General features: G+C 64.0%; 18 protein-coding genes. 5 read left to right on the top strand and 13 right to left on the bottom strand.

Going from position 1 to position 15,708, the window contains the following annotated elements; genetic code table 11:
- Positions 1-53: 53 nt before the first annotated feature.
- The 8 genes from L0U84_RS01390 to L0U84_RS01355 form a co-directional block, all read right to left on the bottom strand.
- A complete protein-coding gene (locus tag L0U84_RS01390; RefSeq protein WP_233846725.1) occupies positions 54-911 on the bottom strand; it encodes a cytochrome c oxidase subunit 3 in 858 nt (285 codons plus the stop codon).
- A 124-nt stretch (positions 912-1,035) separates the two neighbouring features.
- Entirely contained in the window at positions 1,036-1,245 is a 210-nt protein-coding gene (locus L0U84_RS01385; protein ID WP_233846723.1) for a DUF2970 domain-containing protein, read from the bottom strand.
- A gap of 49 nt (positions 1,246-1,294) precedes the next feature.
- The gene (locus tag L0U84_RS01380) at positions 1,295-1,933 is read right to left on the bottom strand and encodes a cytochrome c oxidase assembly protein (protein ID WP_233846721.1); all 639 of its coding nucleotides are present in this window, start codon (positions 1,931-1,933) and stop codon (positions 1,295-1,297) included.
- Positions 1,934-1,975: 42 nt separating this feature from the next.
- The gene (locus L0U84_RS01375; RefSeq protein ID WP_018419308.1) at positions 1,976-2,110 is read right to left on the bottom strand and encodes a cytochrome oxidase small assembly protein; all 135 of its coding nucleotides are present in this window, start codon (positions 2,108-2,110) and stop codon (positions 1,976-1,978) included.
- A 122-nt stretch (positions 2,111-2,232) separates the two neighbouring features.
- Entirely contained in the window at positions 2,233-3,846 is a 1,614-nt protein-coding gene (gene ctaD / locus L0U84_RS01370) for a cytochrome c oxidase subunit I (RefSeq protein WP_233846713.1), read from the bottom strand.
- A gap of 44 nt (positions 3,847-3,890) precedes the next feature.
- Positions 3,891-5,528 (bottom strand): cytochrome c oxidase subunit II, encoded by a 1,638-nt coding sequence (coxB, locus tag L0U84_RS01365; protein WP_233846704.1) that lies wholly within the window; start codon positions 5,526-5,528, stop codon positions 3,891-3,893.
- Between the two features lie 64 nt (positions 5,529-5,592).
- Entirely contained in the window at positions 5,593-6,069 is a 477-nt protein-coding gene (locus L0U84_RS01360; RefSeq protein WP_184026596.1) for a DUF2244 domain-containing protein, read from the bottom strand.
- A gap of 395 nt (positions 6,070-6,464) precedes the next feature.
- Positions 6,465-7,430, bottom strand: coding sequence for a methyltransferase domain-containing protein (locus L0U84_RS01355; protein WP_233846702.1), 966 nt, complete (start codon positions 7,428-7,430; stop codon positions 6,465-6,467).
- A 121-nt stretch (positions 7,431-7,551) separates the two neighbouring features.
- Between L0U84_RS01355 and L0U84_RS01350 the strand changes: the two genes are divergently transcribed.
- Positions 7,552-8,298: a ComF family protein gene (locus L0U84_RS01350; protein WP_233846693.1), complete on the top strand. Its 747-nt coding sequence runs from the start codon at positions 7,552-7,554 to the stop codon at positions 8,296-8,298.
- Positions 8,299-8,316: 18 nt separating this feature from the next.
- Positions 8,317-8,787: a tRNA (uridine(34)/cytosine(34)/5-carboxymethylaminomethyluridine(34)-2'-O)-methyltransferase TrmL gene (gene trmL / locus L0U84_RS01345; protein ID WP_233846691.1), complete on the top strand. Its 471-nt coding sequence runs from the start codon at positions 8,317-8,319 to the stop codon at positions 8,785-8,787.
- Here trmL and L0U84_RS01340 read toward each other — a convergent pair.
- The 5 genes from L0U84_RS01340 to L0U84_RS01320 all read right to left on the bottom strand — a co-directional run bounded on the left by L0U84_RS01340 (position 8,760) and on the right by L0U84_RS01320 (position 11,819).
- The gene (locus L0U84_RS01340; protein WP_233846681.1) at positions 8,760-9,320 is read right to left on the bottom strand and encodes an O-acetyl-ADP-ribose deacetylase; all 561 of its coding nucleotides are present in this window, start codon (positions 9,318-9,320) and stop codon (positions 8,760-8,762) included. The genes trmL and L0U84_RS01340 overlap by 28 nt on opposite strands.
- 166 nt (positions 9,321-9,486) lie before the next feature.
- Positions 9,487-10,485: an NAD(P)H-dependent glycerol-3-phosphate dehydrogenase gene (locus L0U84_RS01335; RefSeq protein WP_233846679.1), complete on the bottom strand. Its 999-nt coding sequence runs from the start codon at positions 10,483-10,485 to the stop codon at positions 9,487-9,489.
- A gap of 22 nt (positions 10,486-10,507) precedes the next feature.
- Positions 10,508-10,987 (bottom strand): protein-export chaperone SecB, encoded by a 480-nt coding sequence (gene secB, locus L0U84_RS01330; protein WP_233846677.1) that lies wholly within the window; start codon positions 10,985-10,987, stop codon positions 10,508-10,510.
- 149 nt (positions 10,988-11,136) lie between these two features.
- Complete coding sequence (gene grxC, locus L0U84_RS01325; RefSeq protein ID WP_062125843.1) at positions 11,137-11,397, bottom strand: glutaredoxin 3; 261 nt, start codon at positions 11,395-11,397, stop codon at positions 11,137-11,139.
- Positions 11,394-11,819 (bottom strand): rhodanese-like domain-containing protein, encoded by a 426-nt coding sequence (locus tag L0U84_RS01320; protein WP_233851894.1) that lies wholly within the window; start codon positions 11,817-11,819, stop codon positions 11,394-11,396. The genes grxC and L0U84_RS01320 overlap by 4 nt, the downstream gene beginning before the upstream one ends.
- Positions 11,820-11,956: 137 nt before the next feature.
- Here L0U84_RS01320 and gpmA point away from each other — a divergent pair, with 137 nt between their 5' ends.
- From gpmA to L0U84_RS01305, 3 genes are all read left to right on the top strand, one after another.
- Entirely contained in the window at positions 11,957-12,703 is a 747-nt protein-coding gene (gene gpmA, locus L0U84_RS01315) for a 2,3-diphosphoglycerate-dependent phosphoglycerate mutase (protein WP_233846668.1), read from the top strand.
- A 351-nt stretch (positions 12,704-13,054) separates the two neighbouring features.
- Complete coding sequence (locus L0U84_RS01310) at positions 13,055-14,638, top strand: S41 family peptidase (RefSeq protein WP_233846666.1); 1,584 nt, start codon at positions 13,055-13,057, stop codon at positions 14,636-14,638.
- Positions 14,639-14,871: 233 nt separating this feature from the next.
- A complete protein-coding gene (locus tag L0U84_RS01305) occupies positions 14,872-15,630 on the top strand; it encodes a HesA/MoeB/ThiF family protein (protein ID WP_233846664.1) in 759 nt (252 codons plus the stop codon).
- Positions 15,631-15,708: the final 78 nt, after the last annotated feature.

Raw genomic sequence — 15,708 nt, 5'->3', positions numbered from 1 at the left:
GCGCGCACGTCCCGCGACCGCGCCGACGAGCGGCGCGCGCGGGTCTGACTGCATTACAGCCAGTACACGACGACGTACAGACCGAGCCACACGACGTCGACGAAGTGCCAGTACCACGCCGCCCCTTCGAACGCGAAGTGATGTTCCGGCGTGAAGTGGCCGCGAATCAGGCGCGCCAGCACGACGGCGAGCATCGTGCCACCGAGGAACACGTGAAAACCGTGAAAGCCGGTCAGCAGGAAGAACGTCGAACCGTAGATGCCCGAAGCCAGCGTCAGGTTCAGCTCGTTGTACGCGTGGAAATACTCGAAGCCCTGCAGGAACAGGAAGCAGACGCCGAGCACGAGAGTCGCCGCGAGCCACGCGATCGCCTTCCTGCGGTGATTGTCGCGCAGCGCGTGGTGCGACACGGTCAGCGTCGCGCCCGACGACAGCAGCAGCGCCGTGTTGATGGTCGGCACCGGCCACGGTTGCATCGACTTGTAGGTGCCCACGAGGTTGGCCGGGCCGTTGTTCGGCCACACCGCCGTGAAGTCCGGCCAGATCAGCTTGAAGTCGAGGCTGCCCAACTGATGCAGCGCGATTTCGCGGGCATAGAACAACGCGCCGAAGAACGCGCCAAAGAACATCACTTCGGAGAAGATGAACCAGCTCATGCTCCAGCGGTACGAGCGGTCGACGTTCTTGCCGTACATGCCGCTTTCCGATTCGGCGATTGCGTCGCCGAACCAATGCCACAGCGTAAAGAGCAGCCACAGCAGACCGATCAGGACGCCGAGCGGCGCCCACGTGTGGTCGTTGATCCACGCCGCAAGCGATCCGAGCATGACCAGCAACCCGGTAGCGGCGCTGATCGGATGCCGCGACGGATGCGGTACGAAATAGTACGGGCTCTCGTTTTGACCGCTCATTCTTGATTCTCCACTTCAGTCCAGTTGTTCCGGAATCTCCGGCTGTATCTCGGCGACGCGTCGATACCGCACCGCTTCTCTCTAATTCGTGGGCTCTTCTCTGCTGCTGTGCCCTGCCACTGCGTCAACCGACCACGAGGCGCACGACCAGAATCAGCACCCCGATCAGAACCGCCGCGCCGATCAGCGCCGCCACGATCACATGCAGCGGGTTCAGCTGCGTTGCGTCCGCTTCGAGATCGCGGCGCTTGCGCACGCCGAAAAACGACCAGAACACCGCGCGCATCGACTGACCGAAGCTGCTCTTGCGCGGACTGCCGCCGTTATCGCTCATCTCGCCTCGTCTTGCTTCGTTCGTCCGCGGCTCGCGCCGTCAATCTGCTTCAGGCCGGCTTCGCGGGAGTGGCTGCCGCGCCGGTCACTGCATTGTTCACTGCATTCGCCTTCGGCACCGCATCATCCGCGCTCGCCGCCGCCGGCGTGTTCAACTCGAAAAACGTGTACGACAGCGTGATCGTCTTCACGTCTTTCGGCAACTTCGGATCGACCACGAACACCACCGGCATCCGCTTTGTCTCGTTCGCGTTCAACGTCTGCTGCGTGAAGCAGAAGCACTCGATCTTCCTGAAGTACTCGGTTGCCTGCTTCGGCGCGTAGCTCGGAATAGCCTGCGCACGGATCGTGCGCGACTGCTCGTTGCTGACGTCGTACATGACCGTCGTCACTTCGCCCGGATGCACGTCGAGACTGCGCTGCTCCGGCTTGAAACCCAACAGGCCGCGTGCGTTCGCATCGAATTCGATCGAAATCGTGCGGCTCATGTCGACCTGCGTATTCCTCGCCTCGCGCGCCGAGACGTCGCGCTGCACGAGGTTGTTCACACCGGTGATCTGGCAGATCGCCCGATACATCGGCACCAGCGCGAAACCGAAACCGAACATCATCAAGGCGACGACGAACAGCTTGATCAGCATCGAACGATTGAAAGAGCGGTCGGCCTCGGCCGGCGGTTGCGTCGACATCTGAATCCTCAACAAACCTGCATACGGACTGCGAACGCGGCGTTAGCTGAACCAGCACTGCTTCAGAATGGCGCTCGCGAAAAACACCGCGGCGATCGCGAACATCACCAACCCTATCCGCCTGTTGCCCGCGCGAATCTGCTCCGGCGTACGTCTTTCCTGTGGATTGCGCGTCATGCTCGACTTCTGAGTACGGTTCTTGACTGGTGAGGCCGCCTGACCACAGCCGCCTCGCGAAGCGCCCGGTTCCGGTGGCGGCACGTCGCGCCGCCGGAACCCGGCACCTCGCCGGGAAAGGCTTACTCGACGGTCGGCGGGTGCTCGAACGTGTGGAACGGAGCCGGGCTCGGCACGGTCCACTCGAGGCCCGTTGCGCCGTCCCACGGCTTGTCGCCCGCCTCGACGAGTTCACCGCCGCCACGGTAGGCCGGCAGTGCCACCGCGAACAGGAAGTAGACCTGCGACAGACCGAAGCCGAATGCGCCGATCGAGATCACCTGGTTCCAGTCGGTGAACTGTGCCGGGTAGTCGGCATAACGACGCGGCATGCCCGCGAGGCCGACGAAGTGCATCGGCAGGAACGCGAGGTTGAAGAAGAACATCGACGCCCAGAAGTGGATCTTGCCGCGCGTTTCGTTGTACATCCAGCCGGTCCATTTCGGTGCCCAGTAGTACCACCCGGAGAACAGCGCGAATAGTGAACCCGCCACTAGCACGTAGTGGAAGTGCGCCACCACGAAATAAGTCCCGTGATACTGGATGTCGAGCGGCGCCATGGCGAGCATCAGACCCGACAGGCCACCGAACGTGAACACGATCAGGAAGCCCACCGCGAACAGCATCGGCGTTTCGAACGACAGCGAACCGCGCCACATCGTCGCGACCCAGTTGAACACCTTCACGCCGGTCGGCACCGCGATCAGCATCGTCGCGTACATGAAGAACAGCTGGCCCGTCACCGGCATGCCGGTCACGAACATGTGGTGCGCCCAGACCATGAACGACAGGATCGCGATCGACGCCGTTGCGTACACCATCGAGCTATAGCCGAACAGCGGCTTGCGCGAGAACGCCGGGATCACCTGCGAGACGATCCCGAACGCCGGCAAGATCATGATGTACACCTCGGGGTGCCCGAAGAACCAGAAGATGTGCTGGTACATGACCGGGTCGCCGCCGCCTGCCGCGCTGAAGAACGACGTGCCGAAGTGACGGTCGAACAGCACCATCGTGATCGCGCCCGCCAGAACCGGCATCACGGCGATCAGCAGATACGCGGTGATCAGCCAGGTCCATACGAACATCGGCATCTTCATCAGCGTGAGGCCGGGTGCGCGCATGTTCAGGATCGTCACGACGATGTTGATACCGCCCATGATCGACGACGCACCCATCAGGTGGATCGCGAAAATCGCGAAGTCCATGCCCGGGCCCATCTGCGTGGAGAGCGGCGCGTACAGCGTCCAGCCCGCGGCGGTCGCGCCGCCCGGTGCGAAGAACGAGCCGACCAGCAGAACAGCCGCGACCGGCAGCAGCCAGAAGCTGAAGTTGTTCATCCGCGCGAAAGCCATGTCCGATGCACCGATCTGCAGCGGCACCATCCAGTTCGCGAAGCCGACGAATGCCGGCATGATCGCGCCGAACACCATGATCAGCCCGTGCATGGTGGTCAACTGGTTGAAGAACTCGGGACGCATGATCTGCAGACCCGGCTCGAACAGTTCGGCACGGATCATCAGCGCCATCACGCCCCCGGACAGGAACATGGTGAACGAGAAGATCAGGTACAGCGTACCGATGTCCTTGTGGTTGGTTGCGAACAGCCAACGGCGCCAGCCATGCGGCGTTTCGTGGGCATGGTCGCCGTGCACGTGCTCGTGGCCCGCGACTACATCGTGTCCGATGCTAGACATGACAATCTCCTAAAGCGAATTCTGCGGTGCTGACCATGAACACGTCAGGCTGCCGGGCTGATCTGAACGCGCCGGGCTTCCTTCGCGTCGGTGCCGCCGGTGATCGTTTCCGGCTTCTTCAAAATAATATGGTCTTCGGCGATGCCGGCTGCTTTCAGCGCGTCGCGAACGGCTTCGGCACGACTCTTCGCGAGCTTCGCGTTGACGTCGGCGGAGCCGGTTGCGTCGGTGTAGCCCGACAGCGTGAATTTCGCGTCCGGATGCGCCTTCGCGTAGGCTGCGGCCGCGTCGACCGCCGCTTTCGCGTCGGCCGGCAGCGTGCTCTTGCCAGTCTCGAAGTAGATGCTCGCCGGCAGCGTGGCCTCGGCGCTATTCGCAGCAGCCGCGCCAGTGTCGTTGCCCGATGCAGCCGCCGGTGCGGAAGCCGCTTCCGCACCCGATGCCGCAGCCGCGCCGCTTGCCGCGGCACCCGCTTCGGCCAGATGGTCGCCGCCTTCCGGCAGCTTGCCGTTGCGCGCTTCGGTGACCTGCTTCGGCTGCAGGATGTCGCCGGTATGGTTGCCCCACGAGTTGCGCTCGTACGTGATCACCGAGGCGATCTCGACGTCGTTCAGCGTCGGCGCCCACGAAGGCATCGCGTTCTTACCCTTCAGCACGAGGCTGACGTGCTGGCCGATCGGACCGTTGGCGACCTTGCTGCCGTCGAGCGCCGGGAATGCACCCGCGCCCTTGCCGGTCGGCTGGTGGCAGACCGCGCAGTTCGCCGTGTAGACCTTGCCGCCGCGCTCCATCAGCTCGGCCATCGTGTAGGTCTTGTTCGGATCGTCCTGGCCGGCGGCCATTTTCTTCTTCTGCTCGTCGACCCACTTCGCGTAGTCGTCGGCCGACAGCACCTCGACGACGACCGGCATGAACGCGTGCTCCTTGCCGCACAGTTCGGTACAGAAGCCGCGGAACGTGCCGGTGCGGTTGGCCTTGAACCACGTGTCGCGCACGAAGCCCGGGATCGCGTCCTGCTTCACGCCGAAGGCCGGCACGTACCAGGAGTGGACCACGTCGTTCGCGGTGGTGATGATGCGGATTTTCTTGTCGACCGGCACCACGAGCGGGTTGTCGACTTCCTGCAGATACAGCGTGGAGATCGGCTCGCGGCCATCGGTTTGCGCGCGCGGCGTGGCGAGCGTGGACAGGAAGCCGATGCCCTCGCCCGGACCCTTCACGTAGTCGTAGCCCCACTTCCACTGGTAGCCGGTGACCTTGATCGTGAGGTCGGCGTTCGAGGTGTCCTTCATCGCGACGACGGCCTTGGTGGCGGGCAGCGCCATCAGCACGACGATGATGAACGGCACGATCGTCCAGATGATTTCGACGGTGGTGCTTTCGTGGAAATTGGCTGCCTTGTGGCCTTTCGATTTGCGGTGCGCGAAGATCGAATAGAACATCACGCCGAACACACCGACGAAGATCACGGTGCAAAGGAGCAGCATGAACATGTGGAGGTCGAACAGCTCCTGAGCGATTCTCGATGCAGGCGGCTGGAGATTGATCGCGTTGACGGCAGGGCCGCCCGGAGCATCGCCCACTGCCAGGGCGGCACCGGCGAAAAGCAGTCCGCTAGTCGCCAGCACGCTCATGAGCGCTCGCTTGATTGTTTTCATAGCTTCCTTACCCAAATTTTCCATTCAAACCCCTCGACCCCGCTGGCAGCGTGTCGCGCCCCCTTGAACGCCGCGCGTCCGGCACCATCTAACAACGTGCCAGCCACATACGCAGTTCGCCTGCGAACTGCGCGCGCCGATTTTGCGCGAGATGTTGCCCGATCATGATCGTCTGCCCGCGCGAGACCAGCTTGATCTGATCGCGCGGCGTTGCGCCCGGCTCTATCCGCACCCAGCGCGGATTGAATTCGAACTGCGTAATCTGCTCGGCGCTGACCTGCTCGATCACGAGCCGGTTCGGAAACAACCGGATGCGTTCGTAATCGACAGCATGACGCGCATATATTGCAAACGCGATACCTACCGCCAGCAACTCGATTCCGGTGAACGGCAACACCAGCCAGGCACCGACCAGAACCAGCATGAATGCAATTGCCAACGAGAACAACGCAAGCGACACGTACAGACAGACGAACTGCCGCGGCGATATCGAACAGTTGCGCTTCATGGTCCAGTCCCTGAGGACCGGTTCTGAATCCGCCAGCAGATGATCTGATGCGCCCATCGCTGCCTCCTGCGAATCGTCGCGTCCGGCCTGCCTTCTTTTACTTCCGGATGCATCTCGCGGCCGGCGCTCGTGCCACTGCTTACAGCGTCACTAGCGACCGCGCCAACTCCTACCGCATCACTTCATTTTGCAGCCCTGCGCCTCGGGCTTGCCACCCCAAATGTGGGAACCTCGGGTGACAAACTGACGCATTATAGGCGCGATCCATAGCATCGACAAGCAAGCCCCGATCAGCCCACAAGCCAGGCGCGACAAGCCTTCGCGCCATTTTGCCCGGCATTTTGCGGCTCTTTCGGAGGGCAAATCCCAGGCATAACAGATGTCCTCTTTACCGCTTTTGCAACACGTCAACCGCACTATCGGCAAGCAGTTGATGACGGCGCGGCAATCTGCTATCCACGCTTGCCCGGACCTCGTCCGATGTCCTCGAGCCGCACGATGCCATGTCCTTCGGCCGTAGTCCGCGGTACTGCTTTCCATGCGTGTCCGTAGATCACCTCGAAGGTCAGCGCGATCGTGCCGTCGGCTCGCCGGCGCGCTTCGAGCGCGGCGAGCAGCGCTTTGTGCAACCGACGCGCGAGCGCGCCGCCATGCGCGCCGCGCTCGAACGGGTACGCACCCCAGCGGCGCACGTCCGCGAGCAGCGACTCGGGCGACTTGTAGGTGATCGTCAGCGTCTCCTGATCCATCACCGGAATCTCGAAGCCGGCCTCGACGAGCATGTCGCCGAGATCATGCATATCGACGAAGTCGATCACATGCTTGCGCGACGCGACGCCGTGCGCGGCCTCGATCTCGGCGTAGGCACCGCGCAATTCCTTCAGCGTATCGGGGCCGAGCGTGCTGAACATCAGCAGGCCGTTGACCTTCAACACGCGCTGCCATTCGGGAAAGACCAGATCGGGCCGCGAGTGCCAGTGCAGCGCAAGGTTGGACCAGATGAATTCGAATGCGCCGGCCGTGAACGGCAGCGCGGAGAAATCGGCTTGCGCGAAGCGCGGGCCACGCGCGCCGAGCGCTTTGCCGAGCGAGGCGGGAAGAAAGCGCCGCCAACTCGTATCACCGGCATCGTGGCGCAGCGCCCGGCGGAGCATGCCGTGCGACAGATCGGCGCCGAACACCGGCGCCTCGGGAAAGCGTTCGCGCAATGCGGGGATGTCTTCGCCCGCGCCGCAACCGGCGTCGAGCACGCTCGCGGGCGCCACCTTGATGTAATCGAGACGCTCGCGCATGCGCTGCGCAATCTCGCGCGGCAGGAACGCAACCTCGTCGAAAGTGGCGGCGCGACGGTCGAAAATTCGTCTGAGGCGTCGTGAATCGTAGGCCGGACGGCCAGATTGAGCGGATGTTGGGGACATGTGTGTCGTGCTGGCGTGAGCTCGAAGTATACTCGTTCGTTCCCCTCCATTCAGCGTGAACGGCTTTCACCGGCACTCACTCTTGCGATTCCAGTCATTTTCTTCGTCGTGTCGAAATCGGATGGCGCGTTTTGCGCGCGGTCTGCATTCGGCATGGCCGCGCGCCCTGCACGCCGCGCTGCCGAACCTGTGCGCGTTATGCGGCAATTTGTCGCACAAGACGTTGTGTGACGGTTGCGACGCGGCCTACTGGAACGACAGCCGCCTGCGCTGCACCGTTTGCGCGGTGCCGTTGCCGGTGTCACGCCGGGTCGCTCAGGCGCGCTATCGCTGCGCGGATTGCGTCGCCGAACCGCCGCCGTTCGACGCGAGCTTCGCGCTCGCCGACTATCGCGCGCCGCTCGATACGCTGGCGGTCGGTCTGAAGTTCCGCGCCCGCTTGATGCTCGCGCGCGACTTCGCGCTACGCCTCGCACGGCTCGCCGAGGACAACTGGCACGACGCGGCAGAGCGGCCCGACGTGATTGCGCCCGTGCCGCTCGCCGGGCGCCGTCTGGTCGAGCGCGGCTACAACCAGGCATGGCAGATCGCGCGGCCGCTCGCCCGTGCGCTCGGCGTACGCAGCGACGCGACGCTGCTCGAACGAACCCTCGACACCGCGCCCCAATCGCGCCTCGATCTCGATGCGCGTCGGCACAACGTCGGCCGCGCGTTTCGCGTCGCGCGGTCGGTGCATGGCCTGCACGTCGGCGTCGTCGACGACGTGATGACGAGCGGCGCGACACTCGAAGCCCTCGCGCATACGCTGAAGGCCGCCGGCGCGCGGCGGGTCACGAACTTCGTCGCGCTGCGCACTCCGAAAAACTAGCCTTTACGTGGTCTCCTTATGTTCAACGTCGTTCTCGTAGAACCCGAAATTCCGCCGAACACCGGCAACGTGATTCGCCTGTGCGCGAATACCGGCGCTCGGCTGCACCTGATCGAGCCGCTCGGCTTCCCACTCGACGACACCAAGATGCGGCGCGCCGGCCTCGACTATCACGAGTACGCGGAAATGAACGTGCATGCCAATTGGGACGCGTTCATCGCGAAGGAAACGCCCGACCCGGCGCGCATGTTCGCCTTCACGACGCGCGGCTCGGGGCGCTTTCACGACCACGCGTTTCAACCGGGCGACTGGTTCGTCTTCGGCGCCGAAACGCGCGGCCTGCCCGACACGGTGCTCGAACGCTTCGGGAGCGAACAGCGCGTGCGTCTGCCGATGCGTCCCGGCAATCGCAGCCTGAATCTGTCGAACACGGTGGCGATCGTGGTGTTCGAAGCCTGGCGTCAGGCCGGTTTCGAGGGCGGCGCCTGACGGCGTTCGAGTTCGACCTCGTAGCGCGCGAACATCGCGTCGTCGAAGCACGCGAACGTCACGTGCTTCATCTGGGGTGTGCGCGGCAACGTGTCGAGCACGGTCGCGACAGCGATGCTCACCGCGGCGTCGGCGGGAAAACGGTAAATGCCGCAGCTGATCGCGGGAAACGCGATGCTCGCGCACTGAGTCTCGCGGGCAACTTCGAGCGAGCGCTGATAGCACGATGCCAGCAGGTCGGCTTCGCCATGCGCGCCGCCGCGCCACACTGGACCGACCGCATGAATCACATGCCTCGCGGGCAACCGATAGCCGGCGGTCATTTTGGCGTCGCCGGTCGCGCACCCGCCGAGCGTTTCGCATTCGCGCAGCAACTCCTTGCGGGCCGCGCGATGAATCGCGCCATCCACACCGTCGCCGCCAAGCAGCGAAGTATTCGCGGCATTGACGATCGCATCGACGGCGAGCGTCGTGATGTCGACCACGCGCGCTTCGAGCGTGCAGGTGCCGTGACCGAGATTGAAGGTGGGCATTGGGGACCTCGCAGATCCGAGCCTTCGATAACGAAGTGGACAGCCAGGCGAGGCAGCCGTTCAACGCGAGTTTGCGCTAAACGGCTGAGGGAAAAGACTTTATTCGGCTTGGCTTGCGCTGGCTTGCTTATTCGGCTTGCTTCTTCGGCCTGCTTATTCGCCCTGCTTATTCGGCCTTCGAATCGCGTCGCAACAGCGCGCTGACTGCATCGCGCGGCGCCACGCCGTCGAACAGCACCGCGCAGACCGCCTGCGTAATCGGCATCTCGATCGCGTGAGCGCGTGCGATCGAGAGTACCGCCTGCGCGCAGCGCACCCCTTCGGCCACGTGACCGAGGCCGCCGAGGATGTCGTCGAGCGTGCGCCCCGTGGCGAGTTGCATGCCCACCGTGCGGTTGCGCGACAGATCGCCGGTAGCGGTCAGAATCAGATCGCCGAGACCGGTCAGCCCGGTAAAGGTTTCTGCGCGCCCACCGAGCGTCACGCCAAGACGAGACATTTCGGCGAGGCCGCGCGTGATCAGCGCCGCGCGTGCATTGAGACCGAGGCCGAGGCCATCGGCGATGCCCGTCGCGATCGCGAGCACGTTTTTCACCGCGCCGCCCACTTCGACGCCGACGACGTCGTCGCCGGTATAGATGCGCATCGCGCCGTGGTGGAACGCCGCGACCGTGCGTTCGCGGCACGCCGCCGACGAGCTTGCAATCGTCAGCGCAACCGGCAGCCCCTGCCCGACTTCGCGCGCGAAGCTCGGTCCGGACAACACGCCGTTGCTCGCATGCTCGGGCAATTCCGCCGCGACCGCCTGGTGCGGCAACAACTGCGAATCCGCTTCGAACCCCTTGCACAGCCACACGATATGCGCGGGCACCTTGCCGGCATCGCGCATCGCGCGCAACAGACCGCGTAGGCCAGCCACCGGCGTCGCGATCACGCACAGCGCATCGTCTGCGAGCGCGTGATCGAGCGCCGCGCCGAGATCCGCTTCGTAGCGAAGCGCGCTCGGCAACGCAACGCCCGCCAGATAGCGGGCGTTTTCATGCGAAGTGGCAAGCTCGGCGATGAGCGCGGACTCGCGCGCCCACAACACTGTGTCGTGCTTTAAGGCCAGATGGCCGGCGAGGGCGGTGCCCCAGGCGCCAGCGCCGAGAACGGCGACCTTCATAGCCGGCACTGCCCGCGGGGCCTTAATGCGTGACGCCGTTTTGCGCCGCGCCGTCGCCCTGCTGGGCCGCGCTCATTTGCGCGAGACGCTGCTCGTACAGCGCCTGGAAGTTGATCTCGGCGAGGTGGATCGGCGGGAAGCCGGCGCGGGTGATCGCGTCGGCGATGTTCGAGCGCAGGTACGGGAACAGGATGGTCGGGCAAGCGATGCCGACGAGCGGATCGATCTGCTCGGCCGGGATGTTGCGAATGTCAAAAATGCCAGCCTGTTTCGCTTCGATCAGGAACGCGACCTTGTCCGACACCTTGGCGGTGACCGTGCCCGTCACGAGAATTTCGAACACGGATTCCGCGAGGCGCTCGGCCTTCACGTCGACTTCGACTTCGACCGACGGCATTTCCTGCTCGAGGAAGATCGCCGGCGAATTCGGCTGCTCGAGCGACATGTCCTTCAGATAGACGCGCTGGATGTTGAAGAACGGCTGGTTATTCTCGTCGGACATGATGGTAATTCCTGATAGGTATGCGTGGCGGCGGCCAATGCACGCATGGGCCGCCAGATTATTGCGCCGGCTCGCCGGCTCCACGAGGAGCGCGCACGCACCGGCTTATCGAGTGGTCCGCCCGCTCGCGCGGCGCGAAACGCGCGAACTCAGGCTGCTTCGAGCAGCGGCGTGAGACCGCCCGCGCGATCGAGCGCGGACAGGTCGTCATAGCCGCCGACATGCGTCTCGCCGATGAACACCTGCGGCACCGTGCGACGACCCGTCCGGGTCATCATCTCCTCACGACGGGCCGGGTCTTTGTCGATCAGTACTTTTTCAACCTGCTCGACGCCGCGCGACTTTAAAAGACGTTCGGCCATCTGGCAATACGGGCACACCTGGGTGCTGTACATGATCACTTTGTTCACTTGGCTGCTCCTTGTTTCACAACCGGCATACCGGCTTTCTGCCAGGCGTCGACGCCGCCCTCGAGAACATGGACTTCAGCGTATCCCGCTTCCTGCACGATACGCGCGGCCTTGTTCGACTGCTGGCCGGTCTGGCACACCAGCAGCACCGGGTTGCTCTTGTTCTTCGCGAGTTGCGCGACTTTCGCCTGCAACTCCGCGAATTCGAAATGCCGTGCCGAGGGCAGGTGCCCCTTGGCGAAATCGGCGGACGGCCGCAGATCGATGACCGCCGCGTTGCGCCGGTTGATCAGTTGGGTGGCTTCAGCGGCCGACAGGCCGCCACGTCCACGCCGACTGATGGTCGGCCACAGCAGCAACCCACCAGAGATAAGGACGATTGCGATCAGGACAAGGTTTGTGTATTCGGTGAAAAACTTCACGGAGGATCCGCCGGAAAGAGAGAAATCGAAAAGGTCAACCCGACCATTATAAAATAACCGTTTGACGCGATGGCGACGCGCCACTAGAGGCGTCGCACCGCGCGAGACCGCTTCCTCACTACCGACCGGCAAATCTCATGTACAAACTCGTTCTCATCCGCCACGGCGAATCGACGTGGAACAAGGAAAACCGCTTTACCGGCTGGGTCGACGTCGACCTCACCGAGCAGGGCAACCTCGAGGCGCAGCAGGCGGGCGAGCTGCTCAAGGAATCGGGCTACACGTTCGACATCGCCTATACGTCGGTGCTCAAACGCGCGATCCGCACCTTGTGGCACGTGCAGGACAAGATGGATCTGATGTACCTGCCCGTCGTGCATTCGTGGCGCCTGAACGAACGCCACTACGGCGCACTGTCCGGTCTGAACAAGGCCGAAACGGCGGCCAGGTTCGGCGACGAGCAGGTGCTGGTCTGGCGCCGCAGCTATGACACGCCGCCGCCCGCGCTCGAGCCGACCGACGAGCGCGCGCCGTACGCCGATCCGCGTTATGCCAAGGTGCCGCGCGAGCAACTGCCGCTGACCGAGTGCCTGAAAGATACGGTCGCGCGCGTGCTGCCGCTGTGGAACGAGTCGATCGCGCCGGCCATCAAGTCGGGCCGCAGCATCCTGATCGCCGCGCACGGCAACTCGATCCGCGCGCTGGTCAAGTACCTCGACAACATCTCGGACGACGACATCGTCGGCCTCAACATTCCGAACGGCGTGCCGCTCGTCTACGAACTCGACGAAGACCTGAAGCCGATCAAGCACTACTATCTCGGCGACCAGGACGCGATCGCGAAGGCGCAAGCGGCAGTCGCGAGCCAGGGCAAGGCGGGCTGACCCAGCGGTTGCGGCCGCGGCCCCGCGCCACCTGAACGCGTGGGGCCGCACGCAGACAACCGGCCCGCAAGAAATACTGTATTGCGCCCGGTGGACGGAGTCGGAGCCGCTTCAAAGGTCAGCGTAACGGCGAGCGCGTCCGCTGGCCTTGCGCGGCTCGCCCGGTTCCGCCCCGTCTAGCGTCATGTCGTACGGCTCGCCATCCGCGAGCCGGCCTGCGAGAACCAGGGCCTTCCCGTACTGTCGAAGCACGATTGCCTGCACCGCGCCCTGAGCAGGCGGGTGTGCAGTTATACTTGTCCGTCCAATCTTTATCGACGCTGCCACGCGCTTCCGACCGCAACAGACTCTATGCGAAAGAACCTGAAAAATATCGGCCTGATTGCCGCGGGCCTTGCTACCGGTGTCCTTGCCACCCTGCAATTCTCCGCCTCGGCCGAGCAACCCGCTAGCGCCGCGGTCGCCCCGCTGCCGCTAGACCAGCTCAGACTCTTCGCCGAAGTGTTCGGGCAGATCAAGCACGAATATGTCGAACCGGTCGACGACAAGAAGCTCCTCACCGCCGCGATCAAGGGCATGGTGTCGAGCCTCGACCCGCACTCGTCGTACCTCGACAAGACCGATTACGAAGAGCTGCAGGAGCAGACCAAGGGCCGCTTCGCGGGCCTCGGTATCGAAATATCGTCGGAAGACGGCCTGATCAAGGTGATTTCGCCAATCGAAGACACGCCCGCGTTCCGCGCCGGCATCCGTCCGGGCGACCTGATCACGCGCATCAACGACAAGCCCGTGCGCGGCATGACGCTCGACCAGGCGGTCAAGCAGATGCGCGGCGAGCCGGGCACCAAGGTCACGCTGACCATCTTCCGCAAGACCGACGACCGCACGTTCCCGCTCACCGTCACGCGCGCGATCATCAAGGTGCAGTCGGTGAAGGGCAAGATCGTTGCGCCGGGCTTCGCGTACGTGCGCATCACCAGCTTCCAGGAACGCACCACGCCCGACCTTGCAGCCAAGCTGCAGGATCTCGCGCGCCAGGAGCCGAATCTGAAGGGCCTCATCCTCGACCTGCGCAACAACGGCGGCGGTCTGCTGCAAAGCGCGGTTGGCGTCGCGGGCGCGTTCCTGCCGCCGAATTCGGTGGTGGTGTCGACCAACGGCCAGATTCCGGATTCGAAGCAGATCTATCGCGACACCTACGATAACTACCGTCTGCAATCGTTCGACACCGATCCGCTGAAGGACGTCCCGGCCATCTTCAAGACCGTGCCGATGATCGTACTGACCAACGCGTACTCGGCGTCGGCGTCGGAAATCGTCGCGGGCGCGCTGCAGGATCAGCACCGCGCGTTGATCCTCGGCAAGACCACGTTCGGGAAGGGTTCGGTGCAAACCGTGCGCCCCATGACGGCCGACACCGCATTGCGCCTGACCACCGCGTATTACTACACGCCGAGCGGCCGTTCGATCCAGAACAAGGGCATCCGCCCCGACCTTCCGGTCGATCAATACGCGGACGGCGATCCGGACGACGCGCTCGTGACCCGCGAAGTCGACTACTCGAACCACCTGGCGAACACGCAGGATCCGAACGAGAAGAAGGAAGCGGAGCAACGCGAGTCGGAGCGCATGGAGCAGCTGCGTCAGCTCGAAGAGCAGAACGACAAGAAGACGCCGGAACAGCGCCAGAAGGAGCGCGAACGCAAACCGGTCGAGTTCGGTTCGACCGACGACTTCATGCTGCAACAGGCAGTCGACAAGCTCGAAGGCAAGCCGGTTCAGGAATCGAAGTCGCTGATGGAACGCCGTCTCGCGCAGAACAAGCCGGGCACGTCGGCCTCCGCGCCGGTCGCGGTGAAGCCGACGCAACCGGTACCGGGCGCATCGGCACCGGTGTCGGCTTCCGCGCCGGCATCGGCTCCCGCTGGCAAATAAGCTGGCAAATAAGCAGCGAACCCGCGCGTGTCTTCGCAGCACGAAAGTCTGCGAAGACACGCCGCAACAGTTTCAGCAGAAGCCCCCGTCCAATCGGTGGCGCCTGACGGCAAGCGGCAACAGCCACCCTCCCCGCGCGATTAAAATAACAGCCACGAACGCGCGCCGCGGCCCTTCGGCCTGCCTCTTCCTGCGCGACACAGCGACATAGCGACACACCCCACGCGCCCGCCATGAATGACGATCAACTCCTTCGCTACTCCCGCCATATCCTCGTCGACGAAATCGGCATCGAGGCGCAGCAGCGTTTTATCGACGCCCATGCGATCGTCATTGGCGCGGGCGGGCTCGGTTCGCCGGCGGCGATGTATCTCGCGGCGGCGGGCGTCGGCCGTCTGACGCTCGTCGATGCCGATACCGTCGACCTGACCAATCTGCAGCGGCAGATCCTGCACGTGAGCGCGTCGGTTGGACGCAGGAAGGTCGAGTCCGGGCGCGACATGCTCGCGCAGATCAATCCCGAGGTCGTCGTCAACGCGGTGGCCGAGCGCGTCGACGATGCGTGGCTCGATCGCGAGGTGCCGCACGCGAGTGTCGTGCTCGATTGCACCGACAACTTCGCGACGCGTCACGCGATCAACCGTGCGTGCGTCAAGCATCGCGTGCCGCTCGTGTCGGGCGCGGCGTTGCGCTTCGACGGCCAGATCAGCACGTTCGATTTCCGCAACGAAGCATCACCCTGCTACGCGTGCGTGTTTCCTGAAGACCAGCCGTTCGAGGAAGTCGCATGCTCGACGATGGGCGTGTTCGCGCCGACGGTCGGCATCATCGGTTCGATGCAGGCTGCCGAAGCGCTGAAGGTGATCGGCGCGATCGGCACGCCGCTCGTGGGCCGTCTGACGATGCTCGATTCGCTGCGGATGGAATGGAACACGATGCGCATCGGACGCCAGCCGGACTGTCCGGTGTGCGGCCACACGCACGGGTCTTGAGGCGGAAGGTTCTACGCTGGCCGCTCGAGTGACGCAGAAATGAAAAACGCCGCACATGTGCGGCGTTTTTCATCCAAC

It is taken from the genome of Paraburkholderia sp. HD33-4, assembly GCF_021390635.1.
In the GTDB taxonomy this organism is placed as follows: Bacteria; Pseudomonadota; Gammaproteobacteria; order Burkholderiales; family Burkholderiaceae; genus Paraburkholderia.
This window is presented reverse-complemented; position numbering and strand designations above follow the sequence as displayed.

Bases quoted from the DNA above. Each gene is read 5' to 3' on its own strand.
- L0U84_RS01340 (WP_233846681.1), bottom strand. From the start codon at position 9,320: ATGCCCACCTTCAATCTCGGTCACGGCACCTGCACGCTCGAAGCGCGC.
- L0U84_RS01385 (WP_233846723.1), bottom strand. From the start codon at position 1,245: ATGAGCGATAACGGCGGCAGTCCGCGCAAGAGCAGCTTCGGTCAGTCG.
- gpmA (WP_233846668.1), top strand. From the start codon at position 11,957: ATGTACAAACTCGTTCTCATCCGCCACGGCGAATCGACGTGGAACAAG.
- L0U84_RS01380 (WP_233846721.1), bottom strand. From the start codon at position 1,933: ATGTCGACGCAACCGCCGGCCGAGGCCGACCGCTCTTTCAATCGTTCG.
- L0U84_RS01310 (WP_233846666.1), top strand. From the start codon at position 13,055: ATGCGAAAGAACCTGAAAAATATCGGCCTGATTGCCGCGGGCCTTGCT.
- L0U84_RS01390 (WP_233846725.1), bottom strand. From the start codon at position 911: ATGAGCGGTCAAAACGAGAGCCCGTACTATTTCGTACCGCATCCGTCG.
- L0U84_RS01335 (WP_233846679.1), bottom strand. From the start codon at position 10,485: ATGAAGGTCGCCGTTCTCGGCGCTGGCGCCTGGGGCACCGCCCTCGCC.
- L0U84_RS01350 (WP_233846693.1), top strand. From the start codon at position 7,552: ATGGCGCGTTTTGCGCGCGGTCTGCATTCGGCATGGCCGCGCGCCCTG.
- secB (WP_233846677.1), bottom strand. From the start codon at position 10,987: ATGTCCGACGAGAATAACCAGCCGTTCTTCAACATCCAGCGCGTCTAT.
- ctaD (WP_233846713.1), bottom strand. From the start codon at position 3,846: ATGTCTAGCATCGGACACGATGTAGTCGCGGGCCACGAGCACGTGCAC.
- trmL (WP_233846691.1), top strand. From the start codon at position 8,317: ATGTTCAACGTCGTTCTCGTAGAACCCGAAATTCCGCCGAACACCGGC.
- L0U84_RS01375 (WP_018419308.1), bottom strand. From the start codon at position 2,110: ATGACGCGCAATCCACAGGAAAGACGTACGCCGGAGCAGATTCGCGCG.
- coxB (WP_233846704.1), bottom strand. From the start codon at position 5,528: ATGGAAAATTTGGGTAAGGAAGCTATGAAAACAATCAAGCGAGCGCTC.
- L0U84_RS01305 (WP_233846664.1), top strand. From the start codon at position 14,872: ATGAATGACGATCAACTCCTTCGCTACTCCCGCCATATCCTCGTCGAC.
- L0U84_RS01360 (WP_184026596.1), bottom strand. From the start codon at position 6,069: ATGGGCGCATCAGATCATCTGCTGGCGGATTCAGAACCGGTCCTCAGG.
- L0U84_RS01355 (WP_233846702.1), bottom strand. From the start codon at position 7,430: ATGTCCCCAACATCCGCTCAATCTGGCCGTCCGGCCTACGATTCACGA.